The sequence below is a fragment of the Ruegeria sp. CDSA079 genome (genome assembly GCF_059612245.1).
Map to the genome: position 1 here is coordinate 19,529 of NZ_JBXWQF010000009.1, position 24,548 is coordinate 44,076.

At 57.6% G+C, this 24,548-nt stretch carries 25 protein-coding genes; 19 read left to right on the top strand and 6 right to left on the bottom strand.

Translation table 11 applies throughout. The annotated features are described in order from the left end of the window. Positions 1-58 precede the first annotated feature (58 nt). From secY to AC2FJZ_RS11530, 19 genes are all read left to right on the top strand, one after another. Complete coding sequence (secY, locus tag AC2FJZ_RS11440; protein WP_050605847.1) at positions 59-1,423, top strand: preprotein translocase subunit SecY; 1,365 nt, start codon at positions 59-61, stop codon at positions 1,421-1,423. After that, the gene (locus tag AC2FJZ_RS11445) at positions 1,420-1,995 is read left to right on the top strand and encodes an adenylate kinase (RefSeq protein WP_496777661.1); all 576 of its coding nucleotides are present in this window, start codon (positions 1,420-1,422) and stop codon (positions 1,993-1,995) included. Before secY ends, AC2FJZ_RS11445 begins: the two co-directional genes overlap by 4 nt. Positions 1,996-2,196: 201 nt before the next feature. Then, complete coding sequence (gene rpsM / locus AC2FJZ_RS11450; protein WP_050605849.1) at positions 2,197-2,565, top strand: 30S ribosomal protein S13; 369 nt, start codon at positions 2,197-2,199, stop codon at positions 2,563-2,565. A gap of 14 nt (positions 2,566-2,579) precedes the next feature. After that, entirely contained in the window at positions 2,580-2,969 is a 390-nt protein-coding gene (rpsK, locus tag AC2FJZ_RS11455; protein WP_037311698.1) for a 30S ribosomal protein S11, read from the top strand. A 114-nt stretch (positions 2,970-3,083) separates the two neighbouring features. Beyond that, positions 3,084-4,100: a DNA-directed RNA polymerase subunit alpha gene (locus AC2FJZ_RS11460; RefSeq protein ID WP_050605850.1), complete on the top strand. Its 1,017-nt coding sequence runs from the start codon at positions 3,084-3,086 to the stop codon at positions 4,098-4,100. A gap of 118 nt (positions 4,101-4,218) precedes the next feature. Further along, complete coding sequence (rplQ, locus tag AC2FJZ_RS11465) at positions 4,219-4,641, top strand: 50S ribosomal protein L17 (protein ID WP_496673095.1); 423 nt, start codon at positions 4,219-4,221, stop codon at positions 4,639-4,641. Positions 4,642-4,781: 140 nt separating this feature from the next. After that, positions 4,782-6,113: a DUF3300 domain-containing protein gene (locus AC2FJZ_RS11470; RefSeq protein WP_050605852.1), complete on the top strand. Its 1,332-nt coding sequence runs from the start codon at positions 4,782-4,784 to the stop codon at positions 6,111-6,113. 1 nt (position 6,114) lies between these two features. Beyond that, a complete protein-coding gene (locus AC2FJZ_RS11475; RefSeq protein WP_496777663.1) occupies positions 6,115-7,005 on the top strand; it encodes a DUF2950 family protein in 891 nt (296 codons plus the stop codon). A 123-nt stretch (positions 7,006-7,128) separates the two neighbouring features. After that, positions 7,129-8,184, top strand: a complete 1,056-nt coding sequence (locus AC2FJZ_RS11480; RefSeq protein ID WP_496777665.1) for a TauD/TfdA family dioxygenase — start codon at positions 7,129-7,131, stop codon at positions 8,182-8,184. Between the two features lie 74 nt (positions 8,185-8,258). Continuing rightward, positions 8,259-9,644: a trypsin-like peptidase domain-containing protein gene (locus tag AC2FJZ_RS11485; RefSeq protein ID WP_496777666.1), complete on the top strand. Its 1,386-nt coding sequence runs from the start codon at positions 8,259-8,261 to the stop codon at positions 9,642-9,644. Positions 9,645-9,647: 3 nt separating this feature from the next. Next, positions 9,648-10,958 carry a replication-associated recombination protein A gene (locus tag AC2FJZ_RS11490; RefSeq protein WP_496777667.1) on the top strand — a complete coding sequence of 437 codons (1,311 nt, stop codon included), beginning with the start codon at positions 9,648-9,650 and terminating at the stop codon, positions 10,956-10,958. 98 nt (positions 10,959-11,056) lie between these two features. Further along, entirely contained in the window at positions 11,057-11,863 is an 807-nt protein-coding gene (locus AC2FJZ_RS11495; protein ID WP_496777669.1) for a crotonase/enoyl-CoA hydratase family protein, read from the top strand. Between the two features lie 120 nt (positions 11,864-11,983). Continuing rightward, positions 11,984-13,027, top strand: coding sequence for an RluA family pseudouridine synthase (locus AC2FJZ_RS11500; RefSeq protein ID WP_496777670.1), 1,044 nt, complete (start codon positions 11,984-11,986; stop codon positions 13,025-13,027). Further along, complete coding sequence (locus AC2FJZ_RS11505) at positions 13,024-13,695, top strand: HAD-IA family hydrolase (protein WP_496777671.1); 672 nt, start codon at positions 13,024-13,026, stop codon at positions 13,693-13,695. The genes AC2FJZ_RS11500 and AC2FJZ_RS11505 overlap by 4 nt, the downstream gene beginning before the upstream one ends. A 3-nt stretch (positions 13,696-13,698) precedes the next feature. Then, a complete protein-coding gene (locus AC2FJZ_RS11510; RefSeq protein ID WP_496777672.1) occupies positions 13,699-14,406 on the top strand; it encodes an ATP12 family chaperone protein in 708 nt (235 codons plus the stop codon). 205 nt (positions 14,407-14,611) lie between these two features. Continuing rightward, positions 14,612-15,628 (top strand): amino acid ABC transporter substrate-binding protein, encoded by a 1,017-nt coding sequence (locus tag AC2FJZ_RS11515; RefSeq protein WP_050605861.1) that lies wholly within the window; start codon positions 14,612-14,614, stop codon positions 15,626-15,628. 122 nt (positions 15,629-15,750) lie between these two features. Further along, the gene (locus AC2FJZ_RS11520) at positions 15,751-16,983 is read left to right on the top strand and encodes an amino acid ABC transporter permease (RefSeq protein ID WP_050605862.1); all 1,233 of its coding nucleotides are present in this window, start codon (positions 15,751-15,753) and stop codon (positions 16,981-16,983) included. Positions 16,984-16,986: 3 nt separating this feature from the next. Next, entirely contained in the window at positions 16,987-18,285 is a 1,299-nt protein-coding gene (locus tag AC2FJZ_RS11525) for an amino acid ABC transporter permease (protein WP_496777674.1), read from the top strand. 12 nt (positions 18,286-18,297) lie between these two features. After that, on the top strand, positions 18,298-19,089 hold the full coding sequence (locus AC2FJZ_RS11530) for an amino acid ABC transporter ATP-binding protein (protein ID WP_050605864.1): 792 nt from the start codon (positions 18,298-18,300) through the stop codon (positions 19,087-19,089). A 45-nt stretch (positions 19,090-19,134) separates the two neighbouring features. On the opposite strand, the gene AC2FJZ_RS11535 is transcribed toward AC2FJZ_RS11530, so the two are convergent. From AC2FJZ_RS11535 to yidC, 6 genes are read right to left on the bottom strand one after another with little or no spacing between them, the layout of a single operon-like run. Beyond that, on the bottom strand, positions 19,135-19,632 hold the full coding sequence (locus AC2FJZ_RS11535; protein ID WP_496673118.1) for a SixA phosphatase family protein: 498 nt from the start codon (positions 19,630-19,632) through the stop codon (positions 19,135-19,137). Continuing rightward, positions 19,629-20,318 carry a ferredoxin gene (locus tag AC2FJZ_RS11540; protein WP_496777675.1) on the bottom strand — a complete coding sequence of 230 codons (690 nt, stop codon included), beginning with the start codon at positions 20,316-20,318 and terminating at the stop codon, positions 19,629-19,631. Before AC2FJZ_RS11540 ends, AC2FJZ_RS11535 begins: the two co-directional genes overlap by 4 nt. 22 nt (positions 20,319-20,340) lie before the next feature. Next, a complete protein-coding gene (argB, locus tag AC2FJZ_RS11545) occupies positions 20,341-21,204 on the bottom strand; it encodes an acetylglutamate kinase (protein ID WP_496673124.1) in 864 nt (287 codons plus the stop codon). A 60-nt stretch (positions 21,205-21,264) separates the two neighbouring features. Further along, complete coding sequence (gene yihA, locus AC2FJZ_RS11550) at positions 21,265-21,918, bottom strand: ribosome biogenesis GTP-binding protein YihA/YsxC (protein WP_496777677.1); 654 nt, start codon at positions 21,916-21,918, stop codon at positions 21,265-21,267. Beyond that, complete coding sequence (locus tag AC2FJZ_RS11555; protein WP_496777678.1) at positions 21,915-22,652, bottom strand: MOSC domain-containing protein; 738 nt, start codon at positions 22,650-22,652, stop codon at positions 21,915-21,917. Before AC2FJZ_RS11555 ends, yihA begins: the two co-directional genes overlap by 4 nt. Next, positions 22,649-24,478 carry a membrane protein insertase YidC gene (gene yidC, locus AC2FJZ_RS11560; protein WP_050605870.1) on the bottom strand — a complete coding sequence of 610 codons (1,830 nt, stop codon included), beginning with the start codon at positions 24,476-24,478 and terminating at the stop codon, positions 22,649-22,651. The genes AC2FJZ_RS11555 and yidC overlap by 4 nt, the downstream gene beginning before the upstream one ends. Between the last annotated feature and the right edge of the window lie 70 nt (positions 24,479-24,548).

Here is a 24,548-nt window from a genome sequence, read left to right on the forward strand (position 1 = left end):
GACGCCGTCCGAGCCGGAAAACGGTTCCGGGCGGCGTTTGCATAAGAGAGACCGATTTATGGTATCAGCAGCAGAACAAATGGCAGCCAACACAAGCTGGGCTGCTCTGGGCAAAGCCACCGATCTGCGCAACCGCATCCTGTTCACGCTGGGTTTGCTGATCGTCTATCGCCTGGGCACTTTTATCCCGGTGCCGGGGATCGACGGAGCAGCATTGCGCGAGTTCATGGAGCAGGCGGGGCAGGGCATCGGCGGCATGGTTTCGATGTTCACCGGCGGGGCGCTGGGGCGGATGGGTATTTTTGCCCTTGGCATCATGCCCTATATCTCGGCCTCGATCATCGTGCAGCTGCTGACATCAATGGTTCCTGCGCTTGAGCAGCTCAAGAAAGAAGGCGAGCAAGGCCGCAAGAAGATCAACCAATACACCCGGTTCGGCACCGTGGCGTTGGCCACTGTGCAGGCCTATGGTCTGGCGGTTTCACTTGAGGCTGGTGATCTGGCGACAGATCCGGGCCTGTTCTTCCGCATGTCGACCATGATTACTCTGGTTGGCGGCACCATGTTCCTGATGTGGCTGGGTGAACAGATCACCGCGCGCGGCATTGGCAACGGTATCTCTCTGATCATCTTCGTCGGCATCATTGCCGAGGTTCCGGCCGCACTGGCGCAATTCTTTGCCTCTGGCCGGTCCGGCGCAATCAGCCCCGCGGTGATCGTTGGTGTGATCGTGATGGTCATCGCCGTGATTACGTTTGTGGTCTTTATGGAACGCGCGCTGCGCAAGGTTCATATCCAGTACCCGCGCCGTCAGGCCGGTATGAAGGTATATGAGGGCGGGTCTAGCCACCTGCCGGTGAAAGTGAACCCGGCGGGCGTGATCCCGGCAATCTTTGCCAGCTCACTGCTGCTGTTGCCGGTGACGATCTCGACCTTCTCGTCGGGTGCTGCAAACGGGCCGATCATGTCGTGGCTGCTTGCCAATTTTGGTCCCGGCCAGCCGCTGTACTTGCTGTTCTTCGCGTCGATGATCGTGTTCTTTGCGTATTTCTACACGTTCAACGTGGCGTTCAAACCTGATGACGTGGCGGACAACCTGAAAAAGCAAAACGGTTTTGTGCCGGGTATCCGTCCGGGCAAGAAGACCGCCGAGTACCTGGAGTACGTGGTCAACCGCGTTCTGGTATTGGGCTCGGCCTATCTGGCGGCGGTCTGTCTGCTGCCTGAGATCCTTCGGGGTCAGTTTGCTATCCCGTTCTATTTCGGCGGCACCTCGGTTCTGATTATTGTCTCTGTGACCATGGACACGATCCAACAGGTACAGAGCCATCTTCTGGCGCATCAATACGAAGGGCTGATCGAAAAGTCCCAACTGCGCGGCAAAAGCAAGAAACGCGGCAGGAAGGGACCCGCTCGTCGATGAACATAATTCTTCTGGGGCCCCCGGGGGCCGGAAAAGGCACGCAAGCTCAGTATTTGGTTGAAACCCGTGGTATGGTTCAGCTGAGCACCGGAGACATGCTGCGCGAGGCAAAAACCTCGGGTACCGAAATGGGTCAGAAGGTCGCCGCGATCATGGACGCGGGCAAGCTCGTCACCGATGAGATTGTCATCGGCCTGATCGAAGAAAAGCTGATGACCGAAAAGGGTGCAGGTTTTATCTTTGATGGCTTTCCTCGTACTCTGGCGCAAGCCGATGCACTGGCGGCTTTGCTGACCAAGCTGGGTCAGTCGCTGCATACTGTGATCGAAATGCGCGTTGATGATGAAACGCTGATCAAGCGCATCGTCAATCGTGCAGAAGAGGCGCGGGCGGCAGGCAAACCAGTTCGGGCAGACGACAATGAAGAGAGTGTGCGTATTCGCCTGATGGAGTACTATAAAAAGACCGCTCCGTTGATCGGCTACTATCATGCCAAGGGTGATCTGCGTCCGGTCAATGGTCTGGCCAGCATCGACGAAGTCAGAGCCTCGATCGAAGCCATTCTGGGCTGACTTGAGGTTGGGGCTTGACGGCCCCACTAAAACCCCATATCGACCCCCATCCCTAAAGGGAATCAAGTTTGCATGAGGGATTCGTCCCTAATGCCCCGACCACCTCGAATAATGCTGAGCCCTCTGGCGACACTGCCACGGTAAAGCGTTGTGAAAAAAGGTTCTGGAGTTACGGAACCGCAACGAAAAGGAAAGTGACACGTGGCACGTATTGCCGGCGTAAATATCCCGACTGCAAAGCGGGTACCAATCGCCCTCACATATATCACCGGTATCGGCAACACCTCGGCCAAAGCGATCTGCGAAGCCGTGGGCATTGAAGCGTCTCGTCGCGTCAACGAACTGTCCGACGCCGAAGTTCTGGCCATCCGCGAGCACATCGATGCAAACTTCACCGTTGAAGGTGACCTGCGTCGTGAAGTTCAGATGAACGTCAAGCGCTTGATGGATCTGGGCTGCTATCGCGGCCTGCGCCACCGCCGTAACCTGCCCGTTCGCGGTCAGCGTACTCACACCAACGCTCGTACTCGCAAAGGCCCCGCAAAGGCCATTGCTGGTAAGAAGAAATAAGGGGGGTCTGACTGATGGCACGCGAAAAGACTCGTACCAAGAAAAAAGAGCGCAAGAATATCGCATCGGGCGTGGCCCATGTGAATTCGACCTTCAACAACACCAAAATCCTGATCTCGGACGTGCAGGGCAACGCCATTGCATGGTCGTCAGCCGGGACGATGGGGTTCAAAGGGTCTCGTAAATCTACTCCGTATGCTGCTCAGATGGCTGCGGAAGACGCAGGCAAGAAGGCGCAGGATCACGGCGTCAAGACACTGGAAGTCGAAGTTCAGGGCCCCGGTTCGGGTCGTGAATCGGCTCTGCGCGCGCTGGCTGCAGTGGGCTTCAACATCACGTCGATCCGCGACGTGACACCGATTGCTCACAATGGCTGCCGCCCGCCGAAGCGTCGCCGCGTCTAAGCGATTTTGAATTGAGCTGGGGCTGCGTTTTTGCGCGGCCCCAGCACGTCATTTTGAACCTCGGGCGTCTGCACCTTGTTGGTCATGGGGCGCGGACAGGAATGGAGGGATTACATGATCCACAAGAATTGGGCTGAATTGATCAAGCCGACCCAGCTGGAAGCCAAGCCGGGCAACGATCCCGCACGTCAGGCGACCCTGGTTGCCGAACCGCTGGAGCGTGGTTTTGGTCTGACTCTGGGCAACGCCCTGCGCCGCGTTCTGATGAGCTCGCTGCAAGGTGCGGCCATCACCAGCGTTCAGATCGACAACGTCCTGCACGAGTTTTCCTCGGTCGCGGGCGTTCGTGAAGACGTCACAGACATCATTCTGAACCTCAAACAAGTTGCCCTGCGCATGGAAGTCGAAGGCCCCAAGCGCCTGTCGATCAATGCCAAAGGCCCGGCAATTGTCACCGCTGGTGACATCAGCGAAAGCGCCGGCATCGAGGTTCTGAACCGCGATCATGTCATCTGCCACCTGGATGATGGCGCAGATCTGTTCATGGAACTGACCGTCAACACAGGCAAAGGCTATGTCTCGGCTGAAAAGAACAAGCCCGAAGACGCACCTATCGGCCTGATCCCGATCGACGCGATCTATTCGCCGGTCAAAAAGGTCGCCTATGACGTTCAGCCGACCCGTGAAGGTCAGGTTCTGGACTATGACAAACTGACCCTGAAGATCGAAACCGATGGTTCGATCACGCCAGAAGACGCGCTGGCTTTTGCTGCGCGTATTCTGCAGGACCAGTTGTCGATCTTCGTCAACTTTGACGAGCCGGAATCGGCAAGCCGTCAGGACGAAGACGATGGTCTGGAATTCAACCCGCTGCTGCTGAAGAAAGTGGACGAGCTGGAACTGTCGGTCCGTTCGGCAAACTGCCTGAAGAACGACAACATCGTTTACATCGGCGATCTGATCCAGAAGACCGAAGCCGAGATGCTGCGCACCCCGAACTTCGGCCGCAAGTCGCTGAACGAGATCAAGGAAGTGCTGTCCGGCATGGGTCTGCACCTCGGCATGGATGTCGAGGACTGGCCGCCCGACAATATCGAAGATCTGGCGAAGAAATTCGAAGACGCGTTCTAAGCGCGTCTTCCCCAATGCCCGGGTTGCTGGGGAATATAAGGGCGATCTTGCCCCAAGGAGAGCCGGTGACACGCATCGTCGGCCAGACAAAGCAAAACGCGAAAGAAGGAACTAGAAAATGCGTCACGCACGTGGTTACCGCCGCCTGAACCGTACTCATGAGCATCGTAAGGCTCTGTTTGCAAACATGGCTGGCTCGCTCATCGAGCATGAGCAGATCAAAACAACTCTGCCGAAGGCAAAGGAACTGCGCCCGATCATCGAAAAGCTGGTCACTCTGGGCAAGCGCGGCGACCTGCACGCCCGCCGTCAGGCCGCATCGCAGCTGAAAGAAGACAAAGACGTCGCAAAGCTGTTCGAAGTTCTGGGCCCCCGCTACGCCGAGCGTCAGGGCGGTTATGTCCGCATCCTGAAAGCGGGCTTCCGCTATGGTGATATGGCACCGATGGCGATCATCGAATTCGTTGATCGTGACATCGACGCCAAAGGCGCGGCCGACAAAGTCCGCGTTGCCACCGAAGAGGCTGCCGACGAAGAATAAGAAAGCCTGACTTTCTGATTTTCAGCCCCCGCGTCCCGGACGCGGGGGCTTTTTTTGTTTTGGACCGAGGCTCTTATTCCGAGATTTGTTGCCAGAATCATGAACTTGGGCAATCCTCAAAGAAATTGAAGGATCGCAATATGTTTAGATTTCTGATTTTTGCGCCTCTGATTTGCGCAGGTACTGCGCTTTTTGCGCAAGAAAACACTGATGAAACGACGGAAGTCGCGTCACAAGAGGCGACTGACCTCTTGACCGATGCAGAACTTCAGACGCTGGTCGCGCCGGTTGCCTTGTATCCGGATACTTTGCTTATCCAGATACTTGTTGCTTCGACACAACCGCTGGAGATTGTGAAGGCCGAGCGTTTTTTGATCGACAATGCCGATCGAGACCCGGCTGAGCTTGAACCTGAAATCGAGGCGATGGGCTGGGACCCGTCCGTCGGAGTTCTTGCGACGGCGTTTCCTGAGGTCGTTGGACAAATGGCAACGCATGTCGATTGGACAGAAACGGTGGGTACAGCGATGCTGGCCCAATCTGACGACGTGATGGACGCGGTTCAGGTGATGCGGGATCAGGCGATTGACAGCGGTGCACTGGTGTCAGGCCCCGAACAAACGGTCGAAGTCGAAGAGGATGAAACCGTCGTCATCACACCAACCAACACCGAAACGGTTTATGTTCCGCAATACGATCCTGCGACTGTGTATACCGGGCCATCAACGGGTGATGTTGTGGGTGCCGCTCTGCTCACATTTGGGGCCGTGGCTCTGATCGACGAGATTTTTGATGATGATGACGATTGGTACGGTTACTGGGGTTGCCGAAACTGCGGCGGATGGGGCGGTGGGCCGATCTACAGGAATCCAAACATCGACATAGACGTCGATGGCAACGTCAATATTGGCAACGACATTGATCTGGGTGACCGCACGGACATCGAGTGGAAACCCGACTCTAACCGTCAGCAAGAAGCGCGGAACAAAATCGCCGATCATAAACGCACTGGCGGCGGCGCTGGCACCTTGCCTGTAGACCGGCCAGCAGGGCGCACAGATGAGCTTCGTGCGAAGCTCAGCCGCGAATCCGGGGCCGCAGACATAAGTCGGGATGGTTCGGGCGCTGCTGCGCTGGCAGCCGGGGCGGGTGCCGGAGCGATTGCGGGTGGCGCATTGGCCAACCGGGGCAATGACAAGCAATTGCCTAAGGTCAACCGTGGGAATGTCGACACTGACAGAGCCGCCGCGAAACAGAAGGCTGTAGACCGAACCAAGCAGTCTTCTGGTGCCGCCAAGAAACCAGTCAAAAGCAATGCGAAGGCCGCCAAGAAACCCCAGGCCAAAAAGGCTGCGGTTCAGCACAATAAATCTGCGTCAAAAGGCAAAGCCATGCAAAAGAAAGCGTCCGGCAAAAGAACCCACAGCGCGTCAAAACGTGGGCACGCGGCCAAGGGAAAGCGGAGGAGATAAGATGCGAAATTTCATAGTTTCTTCTGCCCTTCTTTTCGCCACGGCCAGCGCAGCCGCTTCTGAGGGTGCCCATTTCAACAGCCCTCAAGCGGCGTTGGACGCGTTTGTCAGTGCGTTGAAATCGGATGATCGGGACCAGTTGTTGGATGTTTTCGGAGCTGAAGCCGAAGACCTGCTTGCAACCGGCGACCCCGAGGAAGACCGGGCCAGACGAGAGGAAGTGCTTGGCATGTATGCCGAGGGCTATCGCTTTCAGCCGGACGAGGACGGTGTTGTCGTTTTGCTGGGGGAGGACAGTTGGCCTTTCCCTATACCGATCTCTCGAGATGGTGAGGATTGGCACTTCGACCTCGTTGCGGGCATCGAAGAAGTTTCGGCCCGTGAGATCGGGTTGAATGAGCTGGAAGTGATGGAGTTGCTCGACGCATATGTCGATCTTCAGGCAGCGTTTCGTTTGGCCGACCACAACGGCGACGGTGTTATGGAGTTCGCGCGCAACATCATTTCCGATCCGGGTGTGAAAGATGGTCTGTTCTGGCCAGAAGAAGACAGCTTTGTCGGCGCGGCACTTGCACGGGCCGTGGCCTCGGGGTGGAGCGACGGAGAAGAGGATTACGAACCGGAACCCTTCCTTGGTTACTACTATACAATCCTTCAAGGTCAGGGTTCCAATGCTCCGGGCGGTGCGTATTCGTTCTTTGTTGGGGGGCATTTTGTGGCAGGCCATGCGCTGCTGGCCGTTCCTTCGGAATACGGCGAGACCGGAATTCACTCGTTTTTGGTTGGCGAAAACGGGATCATTTTCGAGGCAGATTTTGGTCCTGACACGCTCGAACGCACGGCAAATATTTTGGAGTATGACCCGGGTCCTGATTGGTCGCCTACGGAGTAGAGTCAGAGGTGTTTGCGAAAGCGCACCGAACGGCTGTCGTATTTTGAAAACCTTCGGTGACTAGAGGTGATGAACTGTGCCTTTTTGCACGTGAAAACAGAGACAGCGTGAGGGGCGGCAGCGATGACAGTTTTTTCAGAGAGACCGGCACAAGTCACCGGACCATCCGTTTGGACCGGACAAGAAATGGCAGCGCGGCAGAATGAATGGCTGTTGCATCTTAGCCCCGAAGATATCGCGGACCTCGAGCAAGCCGCGCGGCATTACCTAAGCCTAGGGCGAGATATCGGCGAAATCACCAAAGCAGACTTTCCGCTGCATCGGTTCGACCGCCACCTTGAGATCCTAAAGGACACACTGATCAACGGTATCGGGTTCGAGGTGATCCGGGGCCTGCCGGTCGAGAGTTATTCTCAGGAAATGGCCGCCGCGATTTTCTGCGGGGTGGGTGCCCATTTGGGATCGGCACGGTCCCAGAATGCGCAGGGACACATTCTGGGTCATGTCCGGGACATCGGTGCGAATGCAAATGATCCGAATACGCGGATTTATCAGACCCATGAGCGTCAGACCTTTCATACAGACAGCGCCGATATCGTTGGGCTTTTGTGCCTTCGGGACGCGGAAGAGGGTGGGGATTCACTGTTGGTCAGCGCCGAAGCAATCTACAACCGGATGCGCACCGATTGCCCGGATCTGCTAGAGCGGTTGTTCGACCCGATAGCGACTGACAGGCGTGGTGAAGTGCCGGAAGGCATGCAGCCCTTCATGACTATTCCGCCCTTCAGCTGGCATGATGGCAAGCTGACCGTATTCTATCAGCGCCAATATATCGACAGCGCGCAAAGGTTTCCCGAAGCCATGCGCCTGACCCCTGACCATGTCGCCGCTTTGGACAAGTTCGACGCCTTGGCAAACGACCCTGATCTATACCTGACCATGCGGTTGCAGCCCGGCGATATGCAGTTTGTTTACAACCATTCTCAGTTACATGACCGGACGGGGTTTGTGGACTGGCCTGATCCATCCGGGCGTCGGCATCTTTTCCGCCTTTGGCTCTCTCCGGAAGGGGATCGGGAGTTGCCTGACGTTTTCAAACAGCGTTACGGGTCGATCGAAGTGGGCAATAGGGGTGGGATCATTACAAAAGGAACCCGTCTGCACGCGCCGCTGGATTGAACGCCCCGGACATGTGCTTGCATTACCGCGCCCGTAGTCGCATATCCTACGCAGCTTTTGAGGTAGAGGTATCCATGCTTCGCGCGACACTTATCGCTTTGACCTGTGCGGTTTCCACAATTGCGACGGCTGAAACACGTGTGCCACAGTCGCAGGCCGAGATTTCTCTGGGCTTTGCTCCTGTCGTTAAGAAAGCCTCGCCTGCGGTGGTGAACATTTACGCCAAGATCGTGCGGCAGGGGCGGGCCAGCCCTTTCTTCTCGGACCCATTCTTTCAGGACTTCTTTGGCCGGGGCTTTGGCGCGCCACAACCCCGGGTGCAAAACTCATTGGGTTCTGGGGTGATCCTGTCCGAGGACGGCTATGTCGTGTCCAATTATCACGTGGTTGGGTCCGCGACAGAGATCCGGGTGGTCACCACGGACCGGCGCGAGTTTTCGGCCACCGTTGTTTTGGGCCATGAGGAAAGCGATATTGCTATCCTGCGATTGGAAGAGGCCGAAAACCTGCCTTTCCTGAACCTGCGGGATTCCGATCAGGTCGAAGTGGGCGAGCTGGCCCTGGCCATCGGAAACCCCTTTGGTGTTGGGCAAACCGTGTCGTCAGGCATCATCTCGGGCCTGGCCCGAACAGGCACGGCAACCGGTAATGCACGTGGGTATTTCATCCAGACGGATGCGGCGATCAACCCGGGCAATTCCGGTGGCGCATTGATCGATGTGAATGGCGATCTGATCGGAATCAACACTTCCATTCTGACGCGATCGGGCGGTTCCAACGGGATCGGCTTTGCTATCCCGGCCAATCTGGTGGCTGAGTTCTTGAAACAGGCGCAGCAAGGTAATGACAGATTTGTCAGCCCCTGGGCCGGAATGTCGGGTCAGCACATGAGCGCAGATATCGCTGAATCTCTGGGTTTGGTTATTCCATTGGGTGTCGTGATCTCGGACCTGCATGACCTCAGTCCGCTGCGTGAGGCGGGGCTTAAGGTGGGGGATGTCGTCACTCATGTGGACGGGGACGAGGTGAACTCACCCGCCGAAATGAAGTTCCGCATGTCCATCGCTGGTGTAGGGGGAACCTCTGTTCTGACGCGGTTGCGTGGCGAACAAAGCGATGAGGTCGAGGTGGCCTTGATCAAAGCGCCCGAAACGCCCGCTGCCGAAGAAACCGCGCTGGACGAAAATACAGTTCTGCCGGGCTTGATTGTGTCACGGATCAATCCGGCGGTGATCACCAAGCTGGGCCTACCCCTATCGCTGAGCGGCGTTGTTGTGATCGATCCGGGCCCTTATGGTGCGCGGGCGGGGTTGCGGCCTGGCGATGTGATCGAAACCATCAACGCGGTCGATATTCAGCGCCCCGGTGACGTTGAACGCGCTATGACAAACCCGGGACGCCGCGTGCAGATGGGTCTTCAGCGCGAAGGCCGGTCTGTGTCTCTGCGATTCCGGCTGTAACGCATGAGTGATCTGTTCGACACCGATCCAACCGAACCCGCTGCTGCCCCGCATCGCCCTCTGGCAGATCGTTTGCGGCCCCAGTCGCTGGGTGACGTCATCGGTCAGGAGCAGGTGCTGGGGCCTGAGGCCCCGCTGGGTGTGATGCTGGCGGCGGGCAGCCTGTCCAGCCTGATCTTCTGGGGACCACCCGGAGTTGGAAAGACGACGATTGCGCGGCTTTTGGCGCAGGAAACCGATCTGCATTTTGTTCAGATCAGTGCGATTTTCACCGGTGTGCCGGATCTGAAGAAAGTCTTCGAGGCTGCAAAAATCCGCCGCCAGAACGGGCAGGGGACGTTGTTGTTCGTGGACGAGATCCATCGTTTCAACAAGGCGCAGCAGGACGGGTTTCTGCCTCATATGGAAGACGGCACTATCCTGTTGGTGGGTGCAACGACCGAGAACCCGTCCTTTGAACTGAATGCCGCCGTACTGAGCCGGTCGCAGGTTTTGGTACTGGAACGACTCAGCCTTGCCGACCTTGAACGTCTGACGCAGCGTGCCGAGAAAGAGCTGGACCGTGCATTGCCTTTGACCCCCGCTGCACGCGATGCGTTGCAGGAAATGGCCGATGGTGATGGGCGGGCGTTGCTGAACCTGATCGAGCAGGTCTCGGCTTGGAAGGTGGACGCGTCGCTGGAGCCGGATGCGTTGTCGACACGCCTGATGCGGCGGGCGGCGAAGTATGACAAATCGGGGGATGAGCATTACAACCTCATCTCGGCCCTGCATAAGTCGGTGCGCGGGTCCGACCCGGATGCGGCGCTGTATTGGTTTGCGCGCATGCTGACCGGGGGCGAAGACCCGCGCTATCTGGCGCGCCGGATTACGCGGATGGCGGTCGAGGATATCGGCCTGGCCGACCCTCAAGCGCAGGCGATCTGTCTGCAATCTTGGGAGACATATGAGCGGCTGGGGTCACCCGAAGGGGAATTGGCGCTGGCCCAAGCCTTGGTGTATCTGGCGCTGGCTCCTAAATCCAACGGGGCCTATGTTGGCTATAAGGCGGCGATGCGGCTGGCCAAACAATCGGGCAGCGAGCCGCCGCCCAAACATATCCTGAATGCGCCCACATCTCTGATGAAGGATCACGGATACGGCGCGGGTTATGCCTATGACCATGATGCCGAGGATGGGTTTTCCGGACAGAACTACTTCCCCGAGACAATGAAACGCCCGGTCCTGTATCAACCGGTCGAACGCGGGTTCGAGCGGGAGCTGAAAAAGCGCCTCGATTATTTTGCCAAGCTACGGACACAGCGCAACAGCTAGTTACGCAGGGTCAGTTTTGGACGTGCCGCGGCGTCACAGGCGACAGGTTTGCAATTGAACGCTTCCCTCGGGTCAATACCTGCAAGGGAGGACAGGATATGCCGGTTTTTATTGAAAAGACCCAGGACGTCTGGACCATCATCCACGACAGGCCGGATGCGCGGAATGCCGTTGATACGGACCATGCCGAGGCTCTGGTCGAGGCTTTTCTGAGTTTTGAGTCCAGTGCAGCCAAAGCTGCGGTGTTCTGGGGCAAAGGTGGTAATTTCTGTGCGGGCTGGGATTTGAAGCTCGCTGCCTCGCTGGTTGATCCGGAACTGCGCGAGGCATATTTTAACAAGCATACCTTCCCGATTGGTTCGGCCACCTCGACACTTGGGCCGATGGGACCGTCTAGGCTGGAGCTTTCGAAGCCCGTCATTGGCGCGATTGAAGGCGCAGCCGTGGCCGGAGGTATGGAACTTGCCCTATGGTGTGACATCCGAGTGATGGCGGAAACGGCGTACTTGGGCGTTTATTGCCGCCGTTGGGGGATCACCCTTATGGATGGCGGCTCGGTCCGGTTGCCGCGTCTGGTGGGACAGGGCAAGGCGCTGGAGATCGCTTTGACAGGTCGCAAGGTCGAGGCTGAGGAGTGTTATCGGATCGGGCTTGCGGAAAAAGTCGCCCCGCATGGCGAAGCGCGTTCTGCAGCCGAAGCAATGGCTCATGAAATCGCGCGCTTTCCGCAGGAGGCTGTTCGGGCCGACCGGCGGTCGATCATCGAAACCCGCGGAATGCCGGTCCGTGACGCGCTCAAGGTCGAATGGGCGAACGGGTTGGAGGCGATCCGCCGCGAAGGAACATCGGGCGCGAGTCGTTTCCGGGATGGGGCGGGTCGACACGGAGACTTCTCGAACATCTGAGCACAACGGCCTGATACCTTGACTCTTGCCGCATAGCGCGCGACAGACGCCCATGATTTCTGGGACACGGACAAAGGTGCAATCCGGGCGGATCACCCGCGCGGCGCAAGGGGCAATGGCATGAGTGGCGTACAGATGATTACAGTCGCTGAAGGCGATGGAGACCAGCGCGTGGACCGCTGGCTGCGTCGCCTGTTTCCGCATGTTAGTCAGGGCCGCATTGAAAAAATGTGCCGCAAAGGCGAGTTGCGCGTGGATGGCAGCCGCGCCAAAGCCTCGACCCGGCTGGAAATCGGGCAAGTGGTTCGTGTTCCGCCTTTGCCGGACGCGGATCACAAACCGGTTGAAGTCAAACACCGTATCTCGGATGCAGATGCCAAGTTGATCCAATCCTGCGTAATCTACCGCGACGATCACATTCTGGCACTGAACAAGCCGCATGGTTTGCCGGTGCAGGGTGGCAGCGGGCAGACCCGGCATGTCGACAGCCTGTCCGAGGCGCTGCGGTTTGGCTATGACGAGAACCCGCGTCTGGTTCACCGCTTGGACAAGGACACGTCAGGTGTCTTGTTGCTGGCACGCACGCGTGAGGCTGCCAAGGGTTTGACAGCAGCTTTCCGTCACCGCGATACGCGTAAAATCTACTGGGCACTGGTGGCCGGTGTTCCGACGCCATATTTGGGTGAGATCAAGACGGGCCTTGTCAAAGCGCCCGGTCATGGCAAGCACGGTGAGGGTGAAAAGATGATCCCCGTGCATATGAACGAGATCGACAGTACTCCGGGGGCCAAGCGAGCGCATACGCTTTACGCGACTCTCTACCGTGTCGCTGGCCGCGCGGCTTGGGTTGCGATGGAGCCGATTACCGGGCGGACTCACCAACTTCGGGCTCATATGGCCGCTATTGGGCATCCGATCATCGGGGATGGCAAATACGGCGGCTCGGGTCAGGAAAACCTGGGCGATGGTTGGGGTGCGCAACTGGGCGGGATTATCAGCAAAAAGCTGCACCTGCACGCACGGCAGCTATCATTCCTGCACCCGATGACGCGAAAACCTGTGACAGTGACTGCCCCCTTGCCAGAACACATGAAACACAGCTGGGACACGTTCGGCTGGGCCGAGGACCTGGCAGCTGAAGACCCGTTTGAGGAGCTGCAATGAGCGCACCCTTGCGGTTGGTTCTGTTTGATGTCGACGGCACATTGGTCGACAGTCAGGGCAGTATCGTTCACTCTATGACAACCAGCTTTCAGGCGGCGTCCGTGCCCGTGCCATCGCGCGGCGCGATCCTGTCAATTGTTGGTCTTTCCTTGCCGCACGCCATTGCCCGGCTGGCGCCGGATCAATCATCCTTGGTCCAGAACAATCTGGTTGAAGGGTACAAAGAGGCTTACCATGCGCATCGGCTTGACTTGGGGGCGGCCAGCTCTCCGCTTTATCCAGGCGCGCGTGAGGCGATTGAAGCGTTGCACGCTGTGCCCGAAGTGCTTTTGGGGGTTGCCAGCGGAAAATCACAGCGCGGTCTCGATGCGCTGATCGAGGCACACGAGCTTGAGGCTTATTTCGTAACGCGTCAGGTTGCAGATCATCACCCCTCCAAGCCACACCCGTCGATGGTACAGACCGCATTGTCGGAAACGGGCGTTGATCCGGATTGTGCGGTGATGATCGGTGACACGAGCTTTGATATGGACATGGCCGCCGCAGCGGGGGTGCGGGGAATTGGTGTGACCTGGGGATACCATGATCGCTCGGCTTTGACTTCGGCCACATGCCTAATCGAGAGGTTCGACCAGTTGCCCACGGCGCTGGCTGGAATATGGAACTAGACTATGAGCGACTGGAAACCAAAACGCTTCTGGAAAGAAAGTGCCGTTGTAAACTCCGATGGCGGGTTTACGGTTGAATTGGACGGCCGGCGTGTCAAAACCCCAGCCAAGCAAGGTTTGATCTTGCCAACCCGCCCGATGGCCGAAGCAGTCGCGGCGGAATGGGACGCGCAGGAAAAAGTGGTTGATCCCGCAACAATGCCGTTCACTAGGTCTGCCAATGCTGCAATCGACAAAGTGCGTGTTCAGCACGCCGAGGTGGCCGAAATGCTGGCCGATTACGGTGATTCAGATCTGCTGTGTTATCGGGCCACACACCCGCAGGAGCTGCAGAACCGTCAAAGCGCCGAATGGGACCCGGCACTGAATTGGGCTGAGTCAACACTGTCCGTCCGTCTGGTGCCAGTCGTGGGCGTGCTGCATCAACCGCAATCGGGCGCTGCCCTCGCGACGCTGCGCGCGCGCGTCCGTGCGCTGGATGCGTTTCAACTGGCGGCCTTCCATGATCTGGTCAGCCTGTCCGGGTCGTTGATTCTCGGGTTCGCGGCAGCCTTGGATTGGCGCAAACCGGACGAGATATGGCGCATTTCGCGGTTGGATGAAAGCTGGCAGATCGAACAATGGGGCCACGACGACGAGGCGCATGAGGTTGCTGAAACCAAAAGGGCGGCGTTTCTGCACGCGAAACGCTTCTTCGATATGTCTGTTTGAGCCTTAATTCCTGATATTTGGGCAATTGCGCAATGGGCTTGGGGTGTGATCCATCGTTTTCGATGATCCGACCCTTGACGTTTGTTTATGAATACGCCCAAACTCGGTCCCACTAAAGGGGAGACACCTTTGGGGTAACCTTTCCGGCATCCACTTGCCGGGCAGAGCCGCCTCGCAAGAGGTGGAAAATCAGGAAGAGGTAAAAATGAAAAAATCCGTAATCTTGGGCGCGGCAACGATTGCCGGTCTTTCTGCTGGCGCAGCCATGGCAGGGACCGTTGACGACGTTAAAGCGCGCGGCAAGCTGAACTGTGGCGTGACAACCGGTCTGGTTGGCTTTGCTGCACCCGACGCCAATGGCGAGTGGCAAGGCTTTGACGTTTCGCTTTGTCGTGCTGTCGCCGCTGCCGTTCTAGGCGATGCAAACGCCGTCGAGTTCGTTCCGACTACCGGTAAGACACGCTTTACCGCTCTGGCATCCGGCGAGATCGACATGCTGGCCCGTAACACCACCTGGACCTTCAGCCGCGACGTCGACCTGAAGTTTGAATTCACTGGTGTGAACTATTATGATGGTCAGGGCTTCATGGTTCCCAAGGCGCTGGGCGTGAGCTCGGCCAAGGAACTGGATGGCGCAACTGTCTGCATCCAGACGGGTACCACGACCGAGCTGAACCTGGCGGACTTCTTCCGCTCGAACAACATCAGCTATGAGCCGGTTCCGATCGAAACAAACGCCGAAGCGCAGCAGCAGTATCTGGCTGGCGCATGCGACGTTTATACCACCGACGCATCCGGTCTGGCCGCAACCCGCGCCACGTTTGAAGCACCGGACGAGCACGTTCTGCTGCCCGAAATCATCTCAAAAGAGCCGCTGGGCCCGCTGGTCCGTCACGGCGACCACGAATGGGGTGACGTTGTTCGCTGGACTCTGAACGCGCTGGTCTCGGCGGAAGAACTGGGTGTGACCTCGGCCAATATCGATGAGCTGAGCGCTGGCACCGACAACCCGGAAATCAACCGTCTGCTGGGTACCGAAGGCACCCTGGGCGAGATGCTGGGCCTGGACGCTGACTGGGCTGCGAAGGCCATCAAGGCCGGCGGCAACTATGGCGAAGTGTTTGCCAAGAACATCGGTGAAGAAACCCCGATCGGTCTGGCACGCGGCCTGAACGCACAGTGGACCGAAGGTGGCCTGCTGTACTCGCCGCCGTTCCGCTAAAATGTAAGGAATTGGGCGTGGGGTAACCTGCGCCCTCTTCGCATCAAAAAGCTGCGGAAATATCTAGAGCGGGGAGAAACCCGCCAAGAAAACAAATTCGCACGCTACGGGGATTTCAAAATATGTCGACTATGACTGATCCACCGAAAGCTGACTTTCGGTTGTCCATGCTCATTAACGACACCCGCTATCGCTCCCTGACGTTTCAGGTGATCGCGGCGATCGTTATTGCGCTTTCCATCTGGTATCTCGGTAACAACCTGATCCAGAACCTGCGGGCCGCTGGGCTCAACATTTCCTACTCTTTTCTAGGTGACTCTTCCGGGTATGACATAAACCAGCGTCTGGTTGAGTACGACAGTCAGTCCAGCCACGGGCGTGCTGCGGTTGTTGGTATTCTCAACACGCTATTGGTCGCCTTTCTGGCTTGTATCACGGCCACGATATTCGGAGTGATCGCGGGTGTTCTGCGGCTTTCCAACAACTGGCTGGTGTCCAAACTGATGGCAGTCTATGTCGAGATCTTTCGGAATATTCCGGTTCTGATCTGGATCATCATCATCTTCACCGTCATGACGGCTGTGCTGCCCGGACCGCGCGCGTTCCGGGGTGACAACGCAACATCCAGCATGTTGTTCGATGCTTTCGCCTTTACCAACCGGGGTGTCTATGTTCCGCGCCCCGTATTCGCAAACGGGCTGTTTGGCGCAACCATTCTGAACTGGTTGCTGGTCATCGTTGTTCTGATCGGCTCGTGGTTTGCATCGCGAGAAATCGAAAAGCGGGCAACTTTGAAGCAGGAAGCGACTGGTGAGCGCCCAAAAACGTTCTTGGTCAAGCTGGCTGTTTGGCTGATGCCTTTTGCCGTGTTGATGCTCATCATGGGTCTGACTTGGGATATTCCCGCTTTGAAAGGGTTCAATTTCAGTGGCGGCATCAAGGTTGGTGGCCCGCTGATTGCATTGTGGTTTGCTCTTTCCATCTACACTGGTGCGTTCATTGCGGAAAACGTTCGCGCGGGTATTCAGGCAATCAGCAAAGGCCAAACCGAAGCTGCGGCTGCATTGGGTCTGCGTCCGGGACGGATCATGAACCTTGTCGTTTTGCCTCAGGCGCTGCGGGTCATCATCCCGCCACTGATTTCGCAATATCTGAACATCACCAAGAACTCGTCGCTGGCGATTGCAGTGGGTTATGCGGATATCACAGCGACGCTGGGTGGTATTACGCTGAACCAGACCGGACGCGCGATCGAATGTGTTCTGCTGCTGATGCTGTTCTATCTGACGGCCTCCCTGCTGATTTCGATGGCGATGAACATCTATAACGCTTCCGTCAAGCTGAAGGAGCGCTGAGCCATGAGTGATCAAACAACAAACCCGATCGCCTTCGTGGCCGAAGACACAATCCCGCCCTCGCCTCCGCCAGCACGTGAGACAGGGGTGGTTAAGTGGCTGCGCGAGAATCTGTTCTCGGGCGTGACAAACACTGTCCTGACGGTGCTGTCGCTGGTGCTGATCTACATTCTATTGAAGAACACGTTGCCGTGGATCTTTAACGGGGTGTGGAATGCCAACTCTTTGGCGGAATGCCGTGAGATTCTGGCAGGTAAGACCGGTGCCTGTTTCGCGGTTCTGACCGAACGCTGGCCTCAGTTGATCTATGGCTTCAAGTACCCTGCCGACGCTTACTGGCGACCGAACCTAGCCTTAGTGCTGATGTTGGTCGCCCTTGCACCGGTGTTGTTCTTTGATCTGCCCCGCAAGATGTTGCTGTTTACCGCAGTCTATCCTTTTGTGGCTTTCTGGCTGATCTGGGGGGGCACGATTCTGGTTCCTGTGGTGGCGCTTGTCGGTTTCATTGCTGCGGGTGCTGTGTTCCAGAAACTGGGTAACAACAGCTTTGCTGCCGGGTTCTTTGGGGCCATCGTGACTGCGCTGGTAATCTGGAACGTCGGCGGAGCTCTGATCCCCGAAGGCTTATCCGAGAATGCTCGGCTCACAGCTGTTCCCAGCCGTGATCTGGGTGGATTCATGCTGAACATGATGCTGGGTGTGACCTGTGTGTCTTTGTCAGTGCCTCTGGGTATCGCGCTGGCTTTGGGCCGTCAGTCGAACATGCCGCTGATCAAATGGGTCTGTGTCATCTTCATCGAATTCATCCGAGGCGTGCCTCTGATCACGCTGCTTTTCGTGGCTTCGGTGATGCTGGCGTATTTCTTCCCGCCTGACAGCACTGTCGACCTGTTCCTACGCGTTGTGATCATGATCACCATGTTCTCGGCAGCTTATATTGCCGAGGTGATCCGCGGCGGTCTTGCAGCGCTTCCACGTGGACAGTACGAGGCAGCAGACAGCTTGGGCCTTGATTACCCGCAGGCAATGCGGCTGATCATCCTGCCGCAGGCGCTGAAAATCTCGATCCCCGGTATCGTGAACGTGGCCGTCGGCCTGTTCAAGGATACCACACTGGTTTCGGTCATCTCGATGTTCGATCTGGTGGGCATGATCCGGGGTCCCATCTTGGCGTCGACCGAATGGAACGGCGTCTATTGGGAGCTTCTGGGCTTCGCCGCGCTTCTGTTCTTCGTCGTCTGCTACGGCATCTCTCAATATTCTCAGTGGCTCGAGCGTCGCCTTGCCACAGATCATCACTAAGGAGTTCAACATATGTCTGAACTTGCAATTGACCGTGAAATCGACCGTTCCAAGATGCAGGTGAGCGACGAGATCGCCATCGACATTAACAACATGAATAAGTGGTACGGGTCGTTCCACGTGCTGCGCGACATCAATCTGACCGTCAACCAGGGCGAGCGGATTGTTATCGCGGGCCCGTCGGGGTCTGGTAAATCCACCCTGATCCGCTGCCTGAACGCGCTGGAGGAACACCAGCAGGGTAAGATCGTTGTGGACGGGATCGAGTTGTCGAATGACCTCAAGAACATCGACAAGATCCGGTCCGAGGTTGGCATGGTGTTCCAGCACTTCAACCTGTTCCCGCACCTGACCATTCTGGAAAACTGCACGCTGGCGCCGATTTGGGTGCGCAAGACGCCTAAGAAAGAGGCCGAAGAGCGTGCGATGCATTTCCTGGAAAAGGTTAAGATACCCGAGCAGGCCGACAAGTATCCCGGCCAGTTGTCAGGTGGTCAGCAGCAGCGTGTGGCGATTGCCCGCTCACTCTGCATGATGCCGCGGATCATGTTGTTCGATGAACCGACCTCGGCGCTGGATCCCGAGATGATCAAAGAGGTGCTGGACACCATGATTGAGCTGGCCGAGGAAGGCATGACCATGCTGTGCGTGACGCACGAGATGGGCTTTGCCCGGCAGGTGGCCAACCGGGTGATCTTTATGGATGCCGGCCAGATCGTTGAACAGAACGAACCAGAAGAGTTCTTCAACAACCCGCAGAGCGAACGGACCAAACTGTTCCTCAGCCAGATTCTGGGCCACTAACCGGCCTAAACTCAAAGGAAAGGCGGGGTTTTGCCCCGCCTTTTTCTATTCTAGCAATTCGCGCGGAATTGCGAAGCCAAGAACTTTCCCGGTGTGCCATTGGAGCTCGGCCCAACTGGCAACGTCAAATTCCATGACGGTTGTTGCGCAGGTCGGATAGTCCAGAAATCGCGAATGTGCCGGAGTGTCCTGCACCAGTTGGCGGGCAAACTGTGCGATCCCCGGATTGTGTCCCAACATCAAGACGGTCCGACCCTTCGCTTCGAACAACTGGCGTATCATCTGGTCAGGACCCGCCAGGTAAAGCGCATCCTGAAAACGGACATACTCAGCTGTCATCGCCATCCTACCCCAGGTTTCGCGGGTTCGGGTTGAGGTCGAGCTGAGAACCTCATCCGGCACCCATCCATGTGCACGTAACCATTTGGCAATTGCGGAGGCAGACTTGCTTCCTCGTTTACTTAACGGTCGTGCATGGTCGTCCAGCATCGGATTGTCCCAGCTGGATTTGGCGTGGCGTGTCAGGATCAGGGTGTGGGTCATGACGGGTGGAACGACCTCATGTGATGGGCCGACTGTTCTGATGTGCGTCCCGAGCCCGCGCTAAGAGGGCAGGCAAGGCGGGCAAGACATCCGCCGCCGGTCATGCAGGTCTGCCCTTGGGGCGTATTCAGATGGCTGTGGCAGGCCGAGACGTCGTAGAACTCTTGTGCGTTCAGGGCGCCGACAGGGCAGGCTCGCGTGCAGGGCGCGTCGCAGGTGGTGCAGGGGGATTGTCCGTATGTGTTTGGGATATCGAATTCGTCGGCAAAATGTAGTGCACCGCGATACGAGATCATCATGCCAACGGTATCGTGCACCAACGCCCCGACCGGGCTGCTGAAAGTCCGTCCTGATTTCAGCGCCCAGTCGATGAAAGGAGCATAAGGAGGCCCGCCAAAGGGAAAAAAGGCATCTGCACCAAGTGTCCGGGCCATCCCGCCAATCACTCTGGTGGACCACCGGTCAACCGGATCGGGTGCGCCCCATTCTGGGGCTGCTTTCAAGACTGGCCAAAAGTCCCCCCCGGCCCCCAACAGGACCAGCGTGCCGGTTTCAAGCTGTTTGGCGTCCACCTTGCGGGGATGCAGTGCCCCCATGACAATCAGCCCATTACAACGGGCTGCCTCAGCGACGTGGTCATAGGGCGCTGTATTTGGATCGGAGGAAGATTGTGCAAGATTGGTCATGTCTCTTCCTTCCTCAAACGGGTCAGTCCGGCCGTATCAGCGACCCGGCCCCGTGTTCCGTGAACAGTTCGAGCAGCACTGCGTTTGGCGCGCGTCCGTCCAGGATCACCACGGCCCGAACACCGCTGTGCAGCGCGTCAAGGGCAGTCTCGGTCTTAGGGATCATGCCTCCTGCGATCGTGCCCTCACGGGTCATTTCGCGAATTTGCCCGGCCTTCAGTTCGGTGACAACATCTCCGGCGGCGTTCTTGACACCCGAGACATCGGTCAGCAGCAGCAACCGGTCGGCCTTTAGCGCCGAGGCAATTGCTCCCGCCGCCGTGTCGCCATTGACGTTGAATGTTTCGCCATCACGACCTGCGCCCAGCGGAGCAATCACCGGGATTACGTCATGTGAGAACAGGTCTTGCAGGATCTTGGGGTTCATTTCGGCGGGTGTGCCCACATATCCCAGCGACGCGTCTGTCTGGTCGCAGGTCATCAGGTTTGCATCTTTGCCAGACAGGCCAACCGCCGAACCGCCCTGATCATTGATCGCCTGAACAATGCGCTTGTTCACAAGACCGGACAAAACCATCTCGACCACTTCGACGGTTGCGGTATCAGTCACACGTTTGCCGTTCACAAACTCGGACTGGATATCCAGCTTATCCAACATGGCGTTGATCATCGGACCGCCGCCATGCACAACGACTGGATTGACCCCAACCTGCCGCATCAGAACCACGTCACGGGCAAAGCTTTCCATCGCCTCATTGCTGCCCATCGCGTGGCCGCCCAGCTTGATGACGACAATGGCTCCGTCATAGCGCTGCAGATAGGGCAGAGCGCTGTTGAGTGTAGCTGCGGTGGCAATCCAGTCCCGGTTCATATCTCGTGTCTTCATGGCTAAAGTCCCTTTGGAGACCTGTGTTAGGGCCTTTGCACGGCCCTGCCAAGGGCGAAGCTATTCCAGATGCGCGATGATGGACCGCAGGGTCGCGATGCCGTCGCCTTTCTCGGAAGAGGTCAGCACGATTTCCGGGAATGCTGCGGGGTGCTTGGACAAGGCAGCGCGCGTCTGGTCCAGCACCTTCTCGCGATCCTTGGCCTTGACCTTGTCGGACTTGGTCAGAACGCATTGAAAGGTTACGGCGCTGGTATCCAGCAGTTTCATGATCTCGGCATCAACCGGTTTCACGCCGTGGCGCGCATCGATCAGTACAAAGGCGCGACGCAGGGTCTGGCGACCGCTGAGATACTGTTTCAGCAGTTTCTGCCACTTCTCCACCACTTTCAGCGGGGCATTCGCATAGCCATAGCCAGGCAAGTCCACCAGATAGAGTTCGGGGCCCTGAGTGAAAAAGTTGATCTCTTGCGTGCGCCCGGGCGTGTTTGAGGCCCGTGCCAGACCCTTGGTTCCGGTCAGCGCGTTGATCAAGCTGGACTTGCCGACATTCGACCGGCCTGCGAAGCAGACCTCCAACCGATCAGGGGCGGGCAGGCCGTTCATGGCGACCACGCCTTTGACAAATTCAGAAGGGCCAGCGAACAGTTTGCGCCCGCGTTCCTTGGAAAGGTCATCCGGCTCTTCAGCCAGTGGAAACGGAAGTGATGTCATAGCACGCACACCTCATCATTCAGACGGATCTCACCGCCTTGAACGACTTCGGCGTAAACACCGAAATCCTGATGGCCCCAGCTGCTCAGCGCGCCCAGAGTGTCCGCGTCGCGCGCACCGGTTTCGGGGTTGGCGGTGGTGGCCTTGCAGCGGGTGATCCGTTCGCGCACACGGAACACGGCCTGCCCAATGCGGACTTCGCGCCCCAACCAGTCAAACTCTTCCCACAAGGGCAGGCCGTCAATCCAGATGTTCCCGCGCCAGCGTACGGTGGACAGCGTTTGACCAAGTTTTTGTTCGACCGCGCGGTGAGAAGCCATGTTGCACAGGCTGATGGATGGGAAATCACTGTCCGTCATTCCGCGTCCCGGAACCCGGACTATCCGGGCAGATGCTGCGCGGTCAGTGGGCATCAGCGGCTTTACCCAATCCAGAAAAACCTCTTGTTCGGCATCCGGGGTGAAGTTCAGATCGGGTCTGTCGCGGTGCCGGAGTGTCACCTGATCTCCGTGCAACTCGGCGGAGATCGCCGCCAGTTCGGGTGCCTTTGCGACGCGGCTGAAATTCGAACAAGGGGCCCAGTCCGACCCATCTGTCTTGGCGGCTTCATGAGCAACCGCCCAAACGCGATCCCCGGGCATGGTCTGCCCGGGGATGACTGTAACTTGGCTCAGGGCTTCGTGCCCGTGACTTTTGATCGGGTGACGCCAGAGATTTGAGACTGTCCCGCTCATTTGTTGTCCGTTTTTGGCGTCTTCTTGAAGCCGGATCTGATATTCCCGAACACGTCCGGTTTGTAGCCCTGACTGCGCATGATGAGGTATTGCTGTGTGAACGTGATCGTGTTGTTCGCAATCCAGTAGACGACCAGACCGCTGGCAAAACCGCCTAGCATGAACATGAAGACCCAGGGCATCCAAGCAAAGATCATCGCTTGAGTGGCGTCGGTTGGTGCCGGATTTAGCTTCTGTTGCAGCCACATCGAGATACCCAGCAGCAGCGGCAGAATACCGATGAAGATCAACGCCATGATGCTTTCAGGTGCGGGTGTCGCCCAAGGCAGCCAGCCAAAGAAGTTGAAGATCGAGGTTGGGTCAGGCGCGCTCAGGTCCTGGAACGGTCCGAACCAGGGTGCCTGACGCAGTTCGATCGTGACGAAAATCACCTTGTATAGCGAGAAGAAGATTGGGATCTGCAACAGGATCGGCAGACAGCCTGCGGCCGGGTTCACCTTTTCCTTCTTGTACAGTTCCATCATGCCTTGCTGCATCTTCTGACGGTCGTCGCCAGCGGCTTCTTTCAGAGCCTCCATCTGCGGCTGCAATTCCTTCATCTTGGCCATCGAGACGTAGGATTTGTAGGCCAGTGGGAACAGGATCGCCTTAATGATCAGCGTCAGACCGATGATCGACCAACCCATGTTGCCAATCAGCACGTTGATGTTGTGTAGAAGCCAGAAGATCGGTTTGGTCAGGAAGAAGAACCAGCCCCAATCGATGCTGTCGATGAATTTCTGAACGCCTTCGGACTGGTATTCCCGAATAGCCTCCCATTCTTTTGCACCGGCAAAAAGGCGAGTCGTGACCTGCTCGGTCGCACCCGGCGCAACGGTCAGCGTCGGCAGAACGGTCTCTGTCTGATAGATCTTGCGGCGCGAGTCATACTTGGCGGCTGCTTTGAATGCGGAACCAGGCTCAGGAATCAGCGTGGTCATCCAGTAGTGATCGGTGAAACCGATCCAGCCGTTTTCCTTGACCTGATATACCTCGGCCTGCGCGCGTTCGTTCGGATCGATGTCGAAATCACGAACGTCGCCATAATCCACTTCTGTCAGAGTGCCGTCAGCCATTCCGATAACGCCCTCATGAAGAATGAAGAAGTTCTTCAGGCCAGGCAGATCACCGTCTTCGCCAATACCGTGGCGTGCCAAGATGCCGTAGGGGGCCATGCCGACCTCGGCCTCGGTGGCGTTTTCAACCGACTGCGTGACGCTGAACATGTAGTTATCATCCACCGAGATGGTGCGGCGGAAGGTCAGGCCGTTGCCGTTGTCCCAAACAAGCGTCACCGGACTGTCGACACCGAGGGTCTCACCCTGTTCAACGGACCAGATGGTGTTGGGGCCGGGTACGTCGGCACCGCTCAGGCCCGCGCCAGGAGCCCAGCCGTATAGTGCGTAATACGCGGACTCGGACCCCACCGGTGCCAACAGTTCGACAATCGGAGAATCGTCGGCCAGCGAAACCTTGTAGTCTTTCAGCGACAGCTCATCGATGCGACCACCGGCGAGCGACAGGCTTCCGGTCAGGCGCGGCGTGTCGATGCTGATCCGCGGGGCCTGAGCCTCGGGTTCAGCTTCGGTCGCAGCTGCGGTTGCTTCCCCCACAGCGCCTGTTTCAGCAGCGCTTGGCGTCTGAACCTCATTGCCTTCGACATTGGCAATTTCAGCCTGTTCCGGTGCAGGCGTCGGTTCCGGCGGGGGGAACAGCACAAACCAGACCAGGATCACGAGAAAGCTGAGCGCGGTTGCGAGGATGAGATTCTTGTTCTGATCGTCCATCGGGGACAGCCACCTTGAGCAGTGAAAGACACCCGCAGGGTTCAACAGAGTGCGGGCCCAAAGGTCAAGC

What these genes read in the sequence shown, in the direction of transcription:
- secY (WP_050605847.1), top strand. Translation starts at nt 59, where the DNA reads ATGGTATCAGCAGCAGAACAAATGGCAGCCAACACAAGCTGGGCTGCT.
- AC2FJZ_RS11445 (WP_496777661.1), top strand. Translation starts at nt 1,420, where the DNA reads ATGAACATAATTCTTCTGGGGCCCCCGGGGGCCGGAAAAGGCACGCAA.
- rpsK (WP_037311698.1), top strand. Translation starts at nt 2,580, where the DNA reads ATGGCACGCGAAAAGACTCGTACCAAGAAAAAAGAGCGCAAGAATATC.
- AC2FJZ_RS11460 (WP_050605850.1), top strand. Translation starts at nt 3,084, where the DNA reads ATGATCCACAAGAATTGGGCTGAATTGATCAAGCCGACCCAGCTGGAA.
- rplQ (WP_496673095.1), top strand. Translation starts at nt 4,219, where the DNA reads ATGCGTCACGCACGTGGTTACCGCCGCCTGAACCGTACTCATGAGCAT.
- AC2FJZ_RS11470 (WP_050605852.1), top strand. Translation starts at nt 4,782, where the DNA reads ATGTTTAGATTTCTGATTTTTGCGCCTCTGATTTGCGCAGGTACTGCG.
- AC2FJZ_RS11475 (WP_496777663.1), top strand. Translation starts at nt 6,115, where the DNA reads ATGCGAAATTTCATAGTTTCTTCTGCCCTTCTTTTCGCCACGGCCAGC.
- AC2FJZ_RS11480 (WP_496777665.1), top strand. Translation starts at nt 7,129, where the DNA reads ATGACAGTTTTTTCAGAGAGACCGGCACAAGTCACCGGACCATCCGTT.
- AC2FJZ_RS11485 (WP_496777666.1), top strand. Translation starts at nt 8,259, where the DNA reads ATGCTTCGCGCGACACTTATCGCTTTGACCTGTGCGGTTTCCACAATT.
- AC2FJZ_RS11490 (WP_496777667.1), top strand. Translation starts at nt 9,648, where the DNA reads ATGAGTGATCTGTTCGACACCGATCCAACCGAACCCGCTGCTGCCCCG.
- AC2FJZ_RS11495 (WP_496777669.1), top strand. Translation starts at nt 11,057, where the DNA reads ATGCCGGTTTTTATTGAAAAGACCCAGGACGTCTGGACCATCATCCAC.
- AC2FJZ_RS11500 (WP_496777670.1), top strand. Translation starts at nt 11,984, where the DNA reads ATGAGTGGCGTACAGATGATTACAGTCGCTGAAGGCGATGGAGACCAG.
- AC2FJZ_RS11505 (WP_496777671.1), top strand. Translation starts at nt 13,024, where the DNA reads ATGAGCGCACCCTTGCGGTTGGTTCTGTTTGATGTCGACGGCACATTG.
- AC2FJZ_RS11510 (WP_496777672.1), top strand. Translation starts at nt 13,699, where the DNA reads ATGAGCGACTGGAAACCAAAACGCTTCTGGAAAGAAAGTGCCGTTGTA.
- AC2FJZ_RS11515 (WP_050605861.1), top strand. Translation starts at nt 14,612, where the DNA reads ATGAAAAAATCCGTAATCTTGGGCGCGGCAACGATTGCCGGTCTTTCT.
- AC2FJZ_RS11520 (WP_050605862.1), top strand. Translation starts at nt 15,751, where the DNA reads ATGTCGACTATGACTGATCCACCGAAAGCTGACTTTCGGTTGTCCATG.
- AC2FJZ_RS11525 (WP_496777674.1), top strand. Translation starts at nt 16,987, where the DNA reads ATGAGTGATCAAACAACAAACCCGATCGCCTTCGTGGCCGAAGACACA.
- AC2FJZ_RS11530 (WP_050605864.1), top strand. Translation starts at nt 18,298, where the DNA reads ATGTCTGAACTTGCAATTGACCGTGAAATCGACCGTTCCAAGATGCAG.
- AC2FJZ_RS11535 (WP_496673118.1), bottom strand. Translation starts at nt 19,632, where the DNA reads ATGACCCACACCCTGATCCTGACACGCCACGCCAAATCCAGCTGGGAC.
- AC2FJZ_RS11540 (WP_496777675.1), bottom strand. Translation starts at nt 20,318, where the DNA reads ATGACCAATCTTGCACAATCTTCCTCCGATCCAAATACAGCGCCCTAT.
- argB (WP_496673124.1), bottom strand. Translation starts at nt 21,204, where the DNA reads ATGAAGACACGAGATATGAACCGGGACTGGATTGCCACCGCAGCTACA.
- yihA (WP_496777677.1), bottom strand. Translation starts at nt 21,918, where the DNA reads ATGACATCACTTCCGTTTCCACTGGCTGAAGAGCCGGATGACCTTTCC.
- AC2FJZ_RS11555 (WP_496777678.1), bottom strand. Translation starts at nt 22,652, where the DNA reads ATGAGCGGGACAGTCTCAAATCTCTGGCGTCACCCGATCAAAAGTCAC.
- yidC (WP_050605870.1), bottom strand. Translation starts at nt 24,478, where the DNA reads ATGGACGATCAGAACAAGAATCTCATCCTCGCAACCGCGCTCAGCTTT.